The sequence below is a fragment of the Paenibacillus sp. EC2-1 genome (assembly GCF_049311625.1).
Lineage (GTDB): Bacteria > Bacillota > Bacilli > Paenibacillales > Paenibacillaceae > Paenibacillus_AQ.
This window is the reverse complement of record NZ_CP186006.1, coordinates 3,853,481-3,868,345: the sequence shown is the minus strand read 5'-3', so window position 1 is coordinate 3,868,345 and position 14,865 is coordinate 3,853,481. Positions and strand designations below refer to the sequence as shown.

The 14,865-nt window shown below is 43.4% G+C and carries 15 protein-coding genes; 6 read left to right on the top strand and 9 right to left on the bottom strand.

Annotated elements, in window-relative coordinates:
- The first annotated feature begins 1 nt into the window (after window position 1).
- From ACK8P5_RS18230 to ACK8P5_RS18220, 3 genes are all read left to right on the top strand, one after another.
- Window positions 2-625: a fumarylacetoacetate hydrolase family protein gene (locus ACK8P5_RS18230; protein ID WP_422657677.1), complete on the top strand. Its 624-nt coding sequence runs from the start codon at window positions 2-4 to the stop codon at window positions 623-625.
- 31 nt (window positions 626-656) lie between these two features.
- A complete protein-coding gene (locus ACK8P5_RS18225) occupies window positions 657-1,457 on the top strand; it encodes a DUF92 domain-containing protein (protein ID WP_422657676.1) in 801 nt (266 codons plus the stop codon).
- 115 nt (window positions 1,458-1,572) lie between these two features.
- Window positions 1,573-3,507: an ABC-F family ATP-binding cassette domain-containing protein gene (locus ACK8P5_RS18220; protein WP_422657675.1), complete on the top strand. Its 1,935-nt coding sequence runs from the start codon at window positions 1,573-1,575 to the stop codon at window positions 3,505-3,507.
- 93 nt (window positions 3,508-3,600) lie between these two features.
- Here ACK8P5_RS18220 and ACK8P5_RS18215 read toward each other — a convergent pair whose 3' ends face one another.
- The 5 genes from ACK8P5_RS18215 to ACK8P5_RS18195 all read right to left on the bottom strand — a co-directional run bounded on the left by ACK8P5_RS18215 (window position 3,601) and on the right by ACK8P5_RS18195 (window position 7,532).
- Window positions 3,601-4,635 (bottom strand): M42 family metallopeptidase, encoded by a 1,035-nt coding sequence (locus ACK8P5_RS18215; RefSeq protein WP_422657674.1) that lies wholly within the window; start codon window positions 4,633-4,635, stop codon window positions 3,601-3,603.
- 81 nt (window positions 4,636-4,716) lie between these two features.
- Complete coding sequence (locus tag ACK8P5_RS18210) at window positions 4,717-5,040, bottom strand: LapA family protein (protein ID WP_422657673.1); 324 nt, start codon at window positions 5,038-5,040, stop codon at window positions 4,717-4,719.
- Window positions 5,041-5,120: 80 nt separating this feature from the next.
- On the bottom strand, window positions 5,121-6,911 hold the full coding sequence (gene pepF, locus ACK8P5_RS18205) for an oligoendopeptidase F (protein ID WP_422657672.1): 1,791 nt from the start codon (window positions 6,909-6,911) through the stop codon (window positions 5,121-5,123).
- A gap of 200 nt (window positions 6,912-7,111) precedes the next feature.
- The gene (locus ACK8P5_RS18200; RefSeq protein ID WP_422657671.1) at window positions 7,112-7,294 is read right to left on the bottom strand and encodes a hypothetical protein; all 183 of its coding nucleotides are present in this window, start codon (window positions 7,292-7,294) and stop codon (window positions 7,112-7,114) included.
- Between the two features lie 4 nt (window positions 7,295-7,298).
- The gene (locus ACK8P5_RS18195) at window positions 7,299-7,532 is read right to left on the bottom strand and encodes a hypothetical protein (protein ID WP_422657670.1); all 234 of its coding nucleotides are present in this window, start codon (window positions 7,530-7,532) and stop codon (window positions 7,299-7,301) included.
- 184 nt (window positions 7,533-7,716) lie between these two features.
- On the opposite strand from ACK8P5_RS18195, the gene ACK8P5_RS18190 reads away from it, so the two are divergent.
- From ACK8P5_RS18190 to pfkA, 3 genes are all read left to right on the top strand, one after another.
- A complete protein-coding gene (locus tag ACK8P5_RS18190; protein WP_422657669.1) occupies window positions 7,717-7,914 on the top strand; it encodes a cold shock domain-containing protein in 198 nt (65 codons plus the stop codon).
- A 346-nt stretch (window positions 7,915-8,260) separates the two neighbouring features.
- Entirely contained in the window at window positions 8,261-9,343 is a 1,083-nt protein-coding gene (locus tag ACK8P5_RS18185) for a tetraprenyl-beta-curcumene synthase family protein (RefSeq protein WP_422657668.1), read from the top strand.
- Window positions 9,344-9,363: 20 nt separating this feature from the next.
- Entirely contained in the window at window positions 9,364-10,335 is a 972-nt protein-coding gene (gene pfkA, locus ACK8P5_RS18180) for a 6-phosphofructokinase (protein ID WP_422657667.1), read from the top strand.
- Window positions 10,336-10,453: 118 nt separating this feature from the next.
- Here the strand turns inward: pfkA and ACK8P5_RS18175 are convergent, their stop codons facing one another.
- The 4 genes from ACK8P5_RS18175 to ACK8P5_RS18160 form a co-directional block, all read right to left on the bottom strand.
- Window positions 10,454-11,815, bottom strand: a complete 1,362-nt coding sequence (locus tag ACK8P5_RS18175; RefSeq protein WP_422657666.1) for an MATE family efflux transporter — start codon at window positions 11,813-11,815, stop codon at window positions 10,454-10,456.
- A 150-nt stretch (window positions 11,816-11,965) separates the two neighbouring features.
- Window positions 11,966-13,132 carry a putative glycoside hydrolase gene (locus ACK8P5_RS18170; protein WP_422657665.1) on the bottom strand — a complete coding sequence of 389 codons (1,167 nt, stop codon included), beginning with the start codon at window positions 13,130-13,132 and terminating at the stop codon, window positions 11,966-11,968.
- A 279-nt stretch (window positions 13,133-13,411) separates the two neighbouring features.
- Complete coding sequence (locus tag ACK8P5_RS18165) at window positions 13,412-13,600, bottom strand: hypothetical protein (RefSeq protein WP_422657664.1); 189 nt, start codon at window positions 13,598-13,600, stop codon at window positions 13,412-13,414.
- Window positions 13,601-13,781: 181 nt separating this feature from the next.
- Window positions 13,782-14,603 carry a YitT family protein gene (locus tag ACK8P5_RS18160; protein ID WP_422657663.1) on the bottom strand — a complete coding sequence of 274 codons (822 nt, stop codon included), beginning with the start codon at window positions 14,601-14,603 and terminating at the stop codon, window positions 13,782-13,784.
- Between the last annotated feature and the right edge of the window lie 262 nt (window positions 14,604-14,865).

The window sequence follows — 14,865 nt, the reverse complement described above, 5'->3', positions numbered from 1 at the left end:
AATGTGTGCTTTAGTGAACAACGTTTATTGTGTTGGTCGTAATTACCGGCTTCACGCGGCTGAATTAGGGAATGCGGTTCCGGATGAACCCATGATATTTATGAAACCATCTCATGCGGTTGTTCCGCTTGATGGCGCCAAGTTACAACTACCTAAGGGACGGGGAGTTGTACACTTTGAAGGCGAACTTGTCATTCAGTTGGCTAAGGATTATATCCCTGGTATGAACGTAGATGAGCTGATCGAGACGATGGCTCTTGGCATTGATTTCACGTTAAGGGATGTACAAACGGTCATTAAAGAGAAAGGACATCCATGGACTGCAGCTAAAGGATTTAAGAATTCAGCGCCTTTGACTCCATACATTAGTTTCCCGGGAAATGATGCTTTACTTCTTACGGATTTTACAGTACTTAAAAATGGGGAAGAGGTACAGCGTGGCAATGCGAAGGACATGTTATTTTCTCTTCAAAATATCATCGATTACATTGGTAAGCACTACGGTCTGGGCAAGGGAGACTTAATCTTTACAGGTACACCAGCAGGCGTAGGGCCAGCCGAGAGCGGAGATGTATTTGAGCTGTTCTGGGGTGATGTGCGACTTGGTCGCTGTGAAATCGGATAGAGATTCAAAAGAAGACAGAGGTGGTTAAGTGTTGAACTGGCTGATTGGGGCTGTAGGTGCACTGATCGTAGCGGGAGCGGCGTATCGCAAACAATCCTTGACCCTGTCGGGAGCGGCAGCGGCTGTTCTCATGGGGACGATTTATTATGGAGCTGGGGACCTGTTTTGGTTTGGAACCCTGCTTCTTTTTTTCATTACGTCTACAACATTATCTAAATACCGTCAAGGAAGCAAACAGGATTTAGAGAAGTCTTATGCGAAAACAGGCAACCGGGATGCGGGACAAGTATTCGCTAATGGTGGCTTAGGTATGGTGTTGTGTCTCCTCCATTTTATTTATCCGCATGATATATGGAAGCTATTGTTTATTGGCGTGATGGCAACAGTTACTGCGGACACTTGGGCTACAGAATGTGGAAGTCTGAGTCGCAAGCCTCCAAGATCGATCTTAAATGGCAGACCGCTTCCTGCTGGAACGTCCGGTGGTGTATCTTGGCTTGGTTCTACCGCGGCAGCTATAGGGGGAGCTATGATTGGAGCTGGAGCTTGGCTATTTGGTCTTTGGTCTGGTTTCGATCCAAGTTTTATTGCGTATGTACTAGCGGGTCTTATTGGAGGATTAGCAGGAGCTTTCTCTGACTCATGGATGGGTGCAACGGTACAAAAAATGTATCGATGTGTTGTCTGCGGAAAATCAGTAGAAGTTCATTCTCATTGTGATACACGCACGGAGCGCTCCGGTGGCTGGAGCTGGATGACTAATGATGCAGTAAATTTGATCAGTTCACTAATTGGCGGCCTTGTTGCTTGGATGGTAGCAGGATTATTATAGTGAAGGATGGGTTTCGACAGTCGACCTCGGCCATGATATGATGAGGTTCCGGGAAAACTTGCTTGATAAGCTATCCTGTTTTTATCAAATTCATATATAAGTAGGGAATATATCGATGAATATTATGACAGTTGAGCAATTGGCCAAGAGCTATGGCGATAAAATATTGTTTCAGAACGCTTCTTTCGGCATGGAGGATCAAGACAAGATTGGTGTAATTGGAGTAAACGGAACGGGTAAGTCTACTTTTTTGAAGGTTATTGCAGGCATTGAACCGCCCGATTCCGGTAAGATCTCAGTAGGTAACCGGATTAGGATTCAGTATATGGCTCAAAATCCTGATTTTGACCCGGATAACACTGTGTTGCAGCAAGTATTTTCAGGTGATCTACCCGAAATGAAGCTTGTTCGTGACTATACTGAAACGATGGAATTGCTGGAGATCAATCCCGAACATAAAGAGCTTCAGGAAAAACTGCTCAAGCTTAATCAAAGTATGGACACGCTTCAGGCATGGCAGTTAGAAAGTGATGCTAAGACAATTCTATCTAAACTGGGCATTAACAATTATGAGGACAAAATGGGTTCCCTCTCTGGTGGACAACGGAAACGGGTAGCACTTGCAGCTGCTCTGATTCAGCCATCGGACTTGCTTATTCTCGATGAGCCGACAAACCATATTGATAATGAGTCTGTCGCTTGGTTAGAGCAATATCTACAGAAACGACGTGGTGCGCTTCTCATGATTACCCATGATCGATATTTTCTTGATCGAGTAGCCAATGTTATGCTGGAATTGGATCATGGACGACTATTCAGGTATGAAGCGAACTATAGCAGATTTCTTGAACTTAAAGCGGATCGTGAAGAGAGAGAAGCTGCGGCAGAGCAGAAACGTCAGAATCTGTTTCGTAGTGAACTGGCTTGGATGCGTAGAGGGGCTAAAGCCCGCACGACAAAGCAAAAGGCTAGAATTGAACGCTTTGAAGCATTGAAAGATCAAGAGCTCGTTCATTCATCTGCTGAGATCGATGTATCAGTAGCATCTACGCGCTTAGGTAAGAAAATACTAGAGATAGAGCATCTTCATAAACGGATGGGAGAGAAAGTACTGATTGAGGATCTTTCTTATATAGCCGTTCCAGAAGATCGAATTGGTATTGTAGGGCCTAACGGCAGCGGTAAATCGACACTCCTGAACCTGATCGCAGGTAACCTAGAGGCTGATGGTGGTGAAGTGCTTACAGGACCAACGGTTAAGCTAGGTTATTTCACGCAAGAACATCAGGATATGGATGGTAATCAACGTGTTATTGAATATATTAAAGATGAAGCAGAAGTAGTGCGTACTGCGGACGGTTCATCCATTACAGCTGGGCAGATGTTAGAGCGTTTCTTGTTTCCACCTGCGCTCCAGTGGACCCCAATTTCTAAGCTGTCTGGGGGAGAAAAACGTAGATTATATTTGCTGCGAGTATTGATGAGCGCACCCAATGTTCTGCTATTAGATGAGCCGACCAATGATTTGGATATTCAGACTTTGTCGGTGCTGGAACAGTATCTCGATGAGTTTCCAGGCGTTGTCATTGTTGTATCTCATGACAGGTTTTTCCTGGATCGGACGGTAGATAAGATCATGGCTTTTGAAGGTGATGGTCAAATTCGCGTACACGTCGGCTCTTACAGTGAATACGCAGAGTGGATGTCCCGAAATGTTAGTGGCGGGGTCACATCTTCATCCAAGAAGAGTGAAAGTTCAGAAGCAAGCGCTGAGCAAGTATCAACTCCAGCAAAAGAAGCACCACGGGAGAAGGTCAAGTTCAGTTATAACGAGCAACGAGAGTATGAACAGATTGATGGAATGATCGAAGCTGCCGAGGAGAAGATGGTACGGATTCAGTCTGAGATGGAGAGCGCAGCAAGTGATGCCTCACGTCTTCAGGAGCTCATGAATGAGCTTCAAGCCACCGAAGTAGAACTTGAACGTTTGATGGATCGCTGGACTTATCTGAATGAACTGGCTGAAAGAATTGAACAGAGTAAAGGTTAAGCCACGAAGAATGATCGCTTATCATTAATAAAAGCAGGGCGTCTGAAGGTTGTTGGACCTTCGAGATACCCTGCTTTTTTGCATTGTTATACTTTATTTCACATAAGCTGCGAGTAACTTGGTTGTATTCAGAACAGCTTGCTTGTGTGTTCTTTCCATAGCGTGGGAAGCGTGAACACCAGGACCGATGAGCGCTGCTCGGATATTGCTTCCGGCTGATAAAGCAGCAGAAGCGTCAGAACCATAGTGTGGATACACATCAACTGCATATGGAATTCCTTCAGCTTCAGCTAATTCAATGAGACGACCTGTCATGTCATAATCATATGGCCCTGATGAATCTTTAGCACAGATCGATACATCCGTTTCCTTACAGCTTAAGTCATCTCCAATACACCCCATATCGACTGCGATCAATTCTTTAATATCTTCAGGGATATATGCAGCGCCATGACCTACTTCCTCGTAGTTCGAAATTAGGATCTTCACATTACAACGCGGCTTCCAATGTTCCCGTTTCATCGATTCAAGCAGACCAAAGAGCGCAGCAATACTTGCTTTATCATCAAGATGGCGTGACTTAATATAACCGCTAGGTGTTAATTCAGCACGAGCATTAAACGATACATAGTCGCCGACAGAAATACCTAGCTTCTTGACATCTTCTGCCGTTTCAACAAGTTCGTCTATACGAACTTCCATATGATGTTCTTCTCGATCAAACGTCCGTGCATCGCTATACACATGGACGGAAGGGTGGGTGGAAAGAATCGTGCCTGTATATGTTTTTCCACTACGTGTATGGATCACGCAGTACTCATTCTCAATGCTATTCATCATGAATCCGCCGACTCTTGTTAGACGCAGTGTGCCTTCCGATTTAATGGCACGGACCATGGAGCCGAGCGTATCCACATGACCACTTAATCCGATGGTGTGGCTTTCGTCTTGGCCTGAAACGCTCAAGATCGCTCCACCTTTTTCATTCCACGTCAGATTAACGCCAAGACTAGCTGCTTCTTGCTCAATTCGTTTCATAATATGATGGGTATATCCGGTTGGGCTAGGTGTATCCAATAACTCCTTGAGTAAGGACAGAATATAAGTTTCATTTGGTTGTATAGACATGATGTAACACTCCTAACTTGATTGGGGTAGAGTAATAGATGGCTAATTGGATGGATAATGGATAAATCTTTACAAATATTTTTATTGCGGCAGATTATCCTTATCCTGAGGTGCGGCTTCCGGCATCTCTGTAGGGTCAGGCGTGTAACCTGTTACTTCCTGAATATGTATAAGCTGTCCTGCCAGAGATTTAATCTCCTTCTGCATTTGGTACTGCCGATAGATTCCGTATGACCCGACAATGAGGCCGCCAATTAACGTACAGCCAATGATCAACAAAATAAGAGGGACGCGAACCGTTCCAAATAGAAGGTTTACATTTACGGGATCGACATTGATGACAGCAAAAATCGCTGTGAGTAAAGCGAACAAAAGACCGGCAATAAGGGACCATTGCATTTTCATTTGGACACCTCCTTCCATCACAAGTATAAAATCCCTTGCCGGCATGGGCAAGGGATTTTATTACGGCTTAGATGAGAGTGTTATTTTGTCAACTCTTCCATCTGAGAGATGACATTCTCGAATACGCTCATTGCTTCGCGAATTGGCTCTGGCGAAGACATATCCACACCTGCTTTTTTCAAAATGTTAATGGAGAAGTCGCTGCCACCGCTTTTTAAGAAGCCGAGATAGCGGTCAACTGCAGGCTGACCTTCTTCAAGGATTTGCTTCGAAAAGCTTGTTGCTGCCGAGAAGCCTGTTGCATATTTGTAAACATAGAAACTGTTGTAGAAGTGAGGAATACGAGCCCACTCCATACCAATTTCTTTATCTACAGTCATATTCTTACCGTGGTATTTCACATTCAGATCATAGTAGATTTCCGATAGGTCCTGCGGAGTTAATGATTCACCATTCTCTGAACGTTCATGTACGATTTTTTCGAATTCCGCAAACATGGTTTGACGGAATACGGTAGTACGGAACTGATCTGCATAATAGGTGAGCAGGTACATTTTTTCTTTAGGATCTGTGGATTTCTTAAGAAGATAGTCCATCAGCAGTGCCTCATTAGTAGTGGAAGCTACCTCTGCAAGGAAAATAGTGTACTGTGCATCACGATACTTTAAGTTCGTGTCAGAGTAAAAGGAATGCAGTGCATGGCCCATTTCGTGCGCCAGTGTGAACATGCTGTTCAAATTGTCTTTATGGTTCAAAAGCACATAAGGGTGAGTACCGTAAGCACCCCAGCTATATGCGCCTGTACGTTTGTTTTCGTTCTCATAAACATCAATCCAGCCGTCGTCATAGCCGTCTTGAAGATTCTTTAAGTAGTCCTCACCAAGAGGGTGCAGGCCATCCTTGATTGTCTTCTTCGCTTCATCATAAGTGATGTCCATTTTGTATTCTTCCACAAGGGGAGCGAATAGGTCATACATATGAAGCTCATCCACACCGAGCAGTTTCTTGCGCAGATCCATATAACGGTGAAGTAGGGGTAGACTTTCATGGATCGTATCGATAAGATTCGTGTAAACTTCCTTCGGAATGTTATCGCCATATAGTGACATCTCTAGAACAGAAGGGTATTTACGGACACGAGAATAAAAAATATTCTTGTTCACGTTAGCTGTAAGGGTAGCAGCTATCGTGTTCTTTTGCTTACCGTATGTTTCATATACGGCTTTGAACGCGGATTCGCGTACTTCACGGTTTGGGCTCTCCAAGAACTGAATGTAGCTGCCGTGAGTCAATTCAACTTCTTTGCCGGTCTCGTCCTTGATTGCAGGGAATTTCATATCCGCATTATTTAACATGCCAAAAATAGTCTGCGGTGCGGAGGAAAGATTCCCAACCTGAGCAAGTAACGCTTCCTCAGCTTTAGTCAAGATATGCGCTTTCTCGCGTTTCATTTCGGTTAACGTGAATTTATAGTCAGATAGTGTAGGATCGGTGATTAGCTTGTCGAGCTCAGATTCTGACAACGCGAGAATTTCAGGTGTGATGAAGGAAAGGGCTTCGCCGACCTCAACGCTCAGTTTTTTTGCTTTTTGTGTAAGGGCTTGATATGTAGGATTAGCTGTATCTTCGTCATGGTGCATGTGCGCATACACATAAAGTCTTTCGATATGAAGACCTACTTCATCCTCAAGTTCGAAGGCTTGCTTGATGGAACTTGCATTGTTTAATTTTCCTTGGAAATCTTTTGCGGTTTTCATCAGTTGCTGAACTTCAGTGTAAGTATTGTCCCAAGCTTTTTGGTCAGGGAACAGATCAGAAAGCTTCCATTGATGTTCAGTTGGTACCTCAGAACGTTTCAATAATTTTCCCATGGGAATCCTCCTTGAATGATGAGAGTATGATATAGACTGGGCTCCTTCTGCCCAAATATCAGGATGGAAAGTAGGAACAGGCAGGAGACTGAGCGCTAAAGTTAAGCAAACGGCTTTAGCACATTTCATGGACAACACTCCTTAAATAGTGTAGCTACGTAAGGATAGTATGCCGCGTGTTCACTACTTTCATCCTTAAATTAGGAGGAACCCAAATTGAGTAGACTGTATACAATAATCCAGAAGGCAAACAGGATCAAGGCGACAGTAGTCAAAGCCATTCCACTTCGAATCTTTTGAGGGATGCGGTCTTTGTTCATGATCATGATAAGCCCTAAACTGAACGCAAGAATTATGAAGATAACAGCATTGCTGTAGTCCATAGAACTAAACCTGTTTGAAGGCTTCCATTATGCGGTGCCATTCTTCTTCCTGTCCTTCATATTCTTCTTTCGGAAAACGGTTGTTTGCCCATTGCATCATGGCTGGGCGGCTCATGAAGGTGTGTGTTTCTTCACCCCATTGATCTGAAATCTCGCGAAGAACGATGTATCGGCCCTGTACCTCAACCGTCATCATGTTCCACTTGTCTTTTTTGTATATTTCATGTTTTTTAATCATATGCATATCTCCGTTTACTATTGGGGTTTTGGCTAAATGATAACGCAGACATGGCCTGAAAAGCAAATAAGAATAAACGTAAAAAAAGAGCTCAGGCAGTAAAATGACGGATTGCAATGTCAGAAAACATGGGATATAATATGGGTATTCGCCATAGATGGCGGTATTTTAGGAGGTTGTTCATTTGAAAGGTACAGTTAAATGGTTTAATGCAGAAAAAGGTTACGGCTTTATTTCGGTTGATGGTGGCGAAGACGTATTCGTACACTTCTCCGCAATCCAAGGAGACGGTTTCAAAACTTTGGAAGAAGGCCAAGCGGTTGAGTTCGAAATCACTGACGGTAACCGTGGTCCTCAAGCAGCCAACGTAACAAAACTGTAAGTTAACTCCAGAATGGAGATCTTATAGATTAAGAATTTTTCTTAATCAGGAATTTGTTTACTAAGGCACGAAGACACAGATCTTGTTGAAGATCTGTGTCTTTTTGCTTTTTATGTTGATTATAATGGGTGTGAATTAATCCAAAATAGGGGAGCCTTGTCTAATGGACATGGGGCTGCCTTTTTTGGTGTCGTTGTGTTATTTCAGCGAGTTACTTGATTGCTAGGTCCCGTATAATCCATAAATTTATTCTGTGATATGTGTTATTTGTGCAAAATTGACGATCATATTATAATAGGTTTGATTTGGATATTATAAAAAGACAACCATGTGGAGGCAGAGTTCATTGAATAATCAAGAGCTAAGCCGTAAAGTTCCGCGCAGCCCGATCAGCCTCATGAGACGGGTGTATAAATACATACTCCCTGAAGTGTCAATCGAGCTGGAAAGGTGGCGTCTTGACGCTGAACAAATTCCCGATGAGGAGCTTCGAAAGCAGGCGCTTGCCAGCATTGAGACGAAGAAGTTTCATTGCCAGGGCGGAGCAGTTTATGCCGCGGCAGGCTTACCGGATAAGCATATTTTGATTCCATTAATTGTGGCATATCAGACAATTAGTGACTATCTCGATAATTTATGCGACCGCAGTACTTCCTTGGACCCTGCAGATTTTAGGCAGTTGCACCAATCAATGCTGGATGCGGTGACTCCGGATACAAAGATAGTGGACTATTATGCACTGCGTTCGGAAAAAGAGGACGGTGGCTACTTAGGACGTCTTGTACAAACCTGCCGAGATTGTATTAGTCAGCTTTCGGGATATGAAGCTGCCAAGCCGTACATATTGGATCTGGCTAAGCTGTATATCGATTTGCAAGTGTATAAGCATATCCATCCGGAAAAGAGGGAGGATGCACTCCTGGAATGGTGGTCAGAACTTGCCCATCGCACGCCTCATTTGAGGTGGAATGAGTTTGCTGCTGCAACAGGATCTACATTAGGGGTATTCATGTTGTTTCTAGCTGCGACAGATCCATTTCTGGATGATCAGGATGCATCTGCCATTCATGCCTCATATTTTCCCAATGTATGCAGTCTCCACATTATGCTGGATTATCTGATCGATCAAGATGAAGACAGGCTCGGCGGTGACCTTAACTTTTGTAACTACTATGAAGACGCCGAGACGATGCTGAATCGTATTACTTCAATCGTTGAATGGGCCCGGAAGGATGTAACGGAAATCCCCTCAACGCCATTTCATCGTATGATCATTGAGGGATTACTGGCTTTATATTTATCCGATCCCAAAGTCAGCGAACAACACCTGGTTCGCTCAGTATCCAAACGGTTGATGAAGGGAAGCCCAATGACCCGTCTTTTCTTTTTTGTCAACAGTAGATGGATCCGTAGGCATAAGAATGAGTGACAATAAGGAGGAAGAACTACATGGCAGAAGTTAAAAAAATCGCAGTTCTAACAAGTGGGGGAGACTCCCAAGGGATGAACGCAGCGCTGCGTTCCGTTGTCCGGAGTGGTCTGTATCACGGTCTTGAAGTATACGGGGTACAACGCGGATATCAGGGATTACTTAACAATGAAATTTACAAAATGGATCTGCGCAGTGTTGGCGATATCATTCAGCGTGGAGGTACAATTCTTCAATCTGCTCGTTGTCCGGAGTTCAAGACGCTTGAAGGCCAGCAAAGAGGTGCTGATGTACTAAATGAGCACGGAATTGACGGTCTTGTTGTTATTGGTGGTGACGGTTCCTATCAGGGAGCTAATAAACTAAGTAAATTGGGAATTAAAACGATGGGACTTCCAGGCACCATCGACAATGATATTTCTTTTACTGACTATACAATCGGCTTTGACACTGCGGTGAGCGTTGTTGTGGATGCAATCAACAAATTGCGTGATACCATGTCATCTCATGCACGTTCATCTGTTGTAGAGGTCATGGGACGGCACTGCGGAGATATCGCTTTGCATGCAGGTCTTGCATCTGGAGCAGAAGCAATTTTAGTTCCTGAGGTTCCTTACAACATGGATGAAATCGCTGACCGGATGAGAGATAACTTTGAGAATGGTAAGCGTCATAGTATCGTCATTGTAGCTGAAGGTGTTGGACGCGGAGAAGATGTTGCGGATGCGCTTAAACAGCGTCATGCTTCTATTGATGCGCGTGTAACTGTACTTGGTCATATTCAGCGTGGTGGAGCGCCAACACCATTTGACCGCAATCTTGCAAGCCGTCTCGGTGACTTTGCCGTTCGCAGCTTGATCCAGGGTGAGTCCGATAAGGGCTGCGGCATTATCAAAGGTGAGCTTACGCTAACTGATATCGATAAAGTCGTAAATACGAAAAAAGAGTTCGATATGGATATGTACGAGCTTGCTCTACGCTTGTCTCAATAGTTCATTCTTGAATATGCCCTGCAGGGAATCCTGCGGGGTTATTTAATTTCGGGCGTTGCGAAAAGTTATTTTAATAGAAAAAGGGACTGCCAATCAGGCAGTCCCTTTCTCTATATGGTTATTTAGATGACAATGGCTGGTGAAAGTTTCGCTGGACCTTAACTAAGCGTAATAGCAGCAGCGTGGCTCCAACGGCAAGACCTAAGATTAGACCGATCCAGTAACCGAATGCGCCAAAAGAAGTGAAATTAGCTAAGACATATCCAACCGGTAGACCGATGACCCAGTAGGAGAGGAAGGCAAGTATGAATGCCACATTAACATCTTTATATCCTCTTAAAGCTCCTTGTGTAGGCGTAGCAATGGCATCTGATATCTGGAAAAATATCGCGAAGATTAAGAATTGCTGAACCAATTCTATCACCTGGGGTTCGTTAGAATATAGACTCGCTACTTGGCGTCCAAAAACGAGTAGAATCACTGCTGTGATCAGCGAGAGAATTACAGCGAGTATAATGCCGAGCTTGGCATATTTTCTGGCGTCTTTCATACGTCCAGATCCAGCTTCAAATCCGACTAAGATTGTTAAGCTCATACAAATACTGAGTGGGATCATATACAAGGTTGTTGAGAAGTTCATAGCAGCTTGGTGGGCAGCTATGGTAACCGTATCGAAATTACTCATGAGCAGGGTGACGGCAGCAAAAACGGCTGTTTCAAAAAAGATTGAGAATCCAATGGGCACGCCAATCTTCAGCAGGTCTTTCCAAGCTTTAAACGAAATTTTAGGAAGACTTTGAAACAGCTGAAAGCTGGAGAAAGGTTTCATTTTATGAACAATCCCAATCGCAATTATAAATACGACCCAGTAGGTAATCGCTGATGCAATTCCTGCTCCGACCCCACCTAGCCTTGGAAACCCCCATAGACCATAGATGAATAGAGCGTTAAGTGTAACGTTAATGGGAAGCATCGTAAGTGTAATTACCATGGATATTCGTGTCTGACCGAGAGCATCAATAAAACTACGGAGTACTGTGTATCCAAACAACGGAATGATACCTGCAGAAATGGCCATTAAGAACTGAGCGGCGATATCTCTTACAGCAGGTTCCAAGGTCATCGCGTTTAGGATTTTTGGTACTGCCATGTAACCAATGCCAAGTACGACTAGAGCAAGGATTATAGACAGCCATATAGCTTGAATGACCTGATAAGCGACTTTATCCTCTCTACGCGCTCCTATGAATTGAGAGACGATGGGGGTAATCCCCATAAGCACTCCACTAAGTCCGGTCTGAACGGGAATCCAGAGGCTTGTCGCAATGGCAACACCGGCCAGATCAGCAGAGCTGAATTTACCGGACATATTCGTATCAAAAAATGAAATGGCCGACAAGGCAAGTTGGGTAATGAGAATAGGAAGCAGAATAACTGCAAATTGTTTGATTTTTTGTCTGGTTGTGTGAGTTACTTCCATAATGATCTAGAGCCTTCTTTACTAAGTAAATTGTTTATTGAACACAACCTCTTATTGTAAACAATTTTCCCTCGTATAACAAACGTTTAATCCACAAAAAGAAGTCCGGCATTTATGGCCGGACTTCAAAAAATGAAGCATAATTGCAATTTACTTGTAATCTACACCTTCCGTATAACGATTTGCAGCGTTCCAGAGCAGATATTCATCAACATTCATATCTTTAAGCGCGCGAATTTGTTCTTCAACTTCCTTTTTACCATATTTCACATAATTTCCACTTCCTAGCCAACTAGCAGTGAAATCCTGAATCCAGGGACGGATAATTGGTTTGTAAGATCCCAGTGGATCGAGTTTCTTGTGCGTATCTACCATCGAGCCTTTGATCGTCTGATATGGGGCTTTGTCGGGTGCTTTAGAACCGAACCAGCCGGTAGAATAATGACTTGGGTAGATCATAGGGCTTATAACGTCTACATGCTTAGAGATCTTAACAAAGTCTTGACCAATTCCTTCAGCTGCAGGCACGGAAGCTGCATACCCGAAAATATCAACAGACACTCGGATACCAAGAGGAGCAAGTTCCTTCCGAGCATATTTAACAAACTCCGAGACGATATCTACACGAGATTGATCGGTCTTCGTATATTTTAACGAATCAGCTCGTTTCTCAAATCCTTCAGGGAAGCGTACGTAATCGAACTGAATTTCTTTAAATCCAAGTTTGGCTGCTTCCTTCGCGATTTCGATATTATAATCCCACACTTCCTTGCTGTATGGATTGACAAAGCTGTCTCCACCGCCATTTTCCCACACGCTTCCGTCACTTTTGGTGAAAGAAAGCTCAGGGTTTTTCTTAGCGAGAATCGTATCTTTGAATACAACAACTCTGGCTATTGGATAAATATCATGCTTCTCAAGTCGCTTCATCAACTTGTGGATATCTTTGATGAAAGGTTGAGGCTTGCCCAGCTCTTGAAGTGTAGGATTGTCTGTCTTGTACGTTATGTATCCTTCATCATCCTTGATGTCTATTACCATCGAGTTCAGTTCTGTCTTGTCCATCAGATCAACAAGCTGATCCATACGGGCTCCACCCGCACTGTATGCTGTAACATATACACCTTTTACTTTAGGAGCTTCCTCTTGGGGATCTCCTTTAACGGCACTTTGTGAATCTGTTTTTCCTGATTGTTGTTGATTGTTGAATGCAGAGCTAACAGAGCTTTGGATTAAACTGTTTACCTGACCATCAGATGTACTAACAGGTCCCATTCCTCCAGCTGCCCAGATCATTAAAGCTAAGATGATGTTCATAATTGCTTCTCTCCCTTGTGTACACTCATCACATGATTATAATGGAAATGTTGTAAATAAAAAGAACAGGTTTGTTACAATAAAGCAGAAACGTAACAAGAGGGCTTTTTATTTTAACCATTTACTTAGTGTTTATAAACGAATTCGTTCCAATCCAAACTAAAAACACAAAATGAAATGTGACTCACGCGAGAAGAGTAAATAAAAAATGCCGTATTTCCACAGTTAGTAACCGGGAAACACGGCATTGTTTACAAAACCTGTAACGATTGATCAAGATTAATGAAGATAAGCTTGACTCTGATACTCGCAAATACTGTATTGAATAATCTCCAAAGCGTCGTCCTCTTCCAGAATACTCAGTCCGTCCCGCAAAACGATCATGGAATTGAGCTCGTTCTGCCTAAAGAAAGGCATCATGTCCGGAAACCATTTCAAGACGATTTCTGACAGTTTTACAGTTTCCATTTCCACAAAAATCACCCTTTCCTTCCCTTGTCATTAGGTTAGGCTGGTCGTCTGCAGTAAAACGGAAAAGCTAATAAAAATTGCCGAAGGGGTGCTTTCGGATACCTCAAGAATATTGTAAGGACTACACACTCATATTATACCACAAATTATAAATCTTTATCTCTAGGTTTGGAAAAAACTAACTTCTGCGGAACTGTCCCATGACGGCTACCGTTTCCACAACATTCACGAATGCTTCGGGGTCAGTTTCCGTAATGATCGTTTTGAGCTCGGCCAGCTCATATCGTGTCGTAACAGTCATTAGCATATCTTTCTCTTTATGTGTAAAAGCACCTTCGGTTTTGATCTTTGTAACGCCGCGAGGTCGCTTAAGGAGCTTATCCAAGAGGGCCTCTGTTCTGTCAGTGACAATAAATACAGTTACCTTAATATGACTGATATGAACCAGGTCGATGATTTTTCCAGTTACAAAAATGGAGAGCATAGAGGCAAGGGCTAAATTCCAATCGCCTTTTAGATACGCTACAGCCAATATAACCAACGCGTTCATCCCCACCAGTATGGTTCCGACTGGAAAATCACGGTATCGAGTCACGAGTGACCCAATAATGTCAAATCCTCCTGTAGATCCGCCAACTCGAAACGATAATCCACCACCAAGTCCTACAAGAACACCTCCGAACACAGAAGAGAGAAGCATGTCGGAAGCCACAGCTTTTACAGGGATAATCTCCAGTAAGATTGTGACGACGATAACGGATAAAATGCTGAGCCAGATAAATCGTTTGCCGAGTTTAATCCAGCCTGCGATTAGAATTGGAATGTTAAGAACGAAGTACATCACACTTATGTCTAACGGTGAGAAATAGCCGATCAGCATCGCAAGACCGGATACCCCTCCGCTTAGTACTTGATGTGGTATTAGAAACAAGTTGAATCCACATGCAATAACGAATCCACCGAACAAAATGGCGGCATAGCTCCATATATGCTTTAGCAAAAGGTATCACCTCTGAAGTAGTATGAGTTAAAGGAGCTTGCTGGTATTCCTCGATTGTTTTGTGGTATAATGTGTGTTGGATATTCTTGAGTAGTTAGTTTCAATGAAAACTTTGCATGCTTAACAGGATTATTATACATTAGCCGACCCATGGACTGGCGGTCAGATAAAAAAACGGTCCACCTCATGCAGAAAATCCTGCGGGCCGGGAAAGCCTATAAACGTTACCGCTACTTAAGAATACAGAGAAGAATGTGGGATG

Coding starts and splice junctions, on each gene's coding strand:
- ACK8P5_RS18230 (WP_422657677.1), top strand. CDS start 2: ATGTGTGCTTTAGTGAACAACGTTTATTGTGTTGGTCGTAATTACCGG.
- ACK8P5_RS18220 (WP_422657675.1), top strand. CDS start 1,573: ATGAATATTATGACAGTTGAGCAATTGGCCAAGAGCTATGGCGATAAA.
- ACK8P5_RS18215 (WP_422657674.1), bottom strand. CDS start 4,635: ATGTCTATACAACCAAATGAAACTTATATTCTGTCCTTACTCAAGGAG.
- ACK8P5_RS18210 (WP_422657673.1), bottom strand. CDS start 5,040: ATGAAAATGCAATGGTCCCTTATTGCCGGTCTTTTGTTCGCTTTACTC.
- pepF (WP_422657672.1), bottom strand. CDS start 6,911: ATGGGAAAATTATTGAAACGTTCTGAGGTACCAACTGAACATCAATGG.
- ACK8P5_RS18200 (WP_422657671.1), bottom strand. CDS start 7,294: ATGGACTACAGCAATGCTGTTATCTTCATAATTCTTGCGTTCAGTTTA.
- ACK8P5_RS18195 (WP_422657670.1), bottom strand. CDS start 7,532: ATGATTAAAAAACATGAAATATACAAAAAAGACAAGTGGAACATGATG.
- pfkA (WP_422657667.1), top strand. CDS start 9,364: ATGGCAGAAGTTAAAAAAATCGCAGTTCTAACAAGTGGGGGAGACTCC.
- ACK8P5_RS18175 (WP_422657666.1), bottom strand. CDS start 11,815: ATGGAAGTAACTCACACAACCAGACAAAAAATCAAACAATTTGCAGTT.
- ACK8P5_RS18170 (WP_422657665.1), bottom strand. CDS start 13,132: ATGAACATCATCTTAGCTTTAATGATCTGGGCAGCTGGAGGAATGGGA.
- ACK8P5_RS18165 (WP_422657664.1), bottom strand. CDS start 13,600: ATGGAAACTGTAAAACTGTCAGAAATCGTCTTGAAATGGTTTCCGGAC.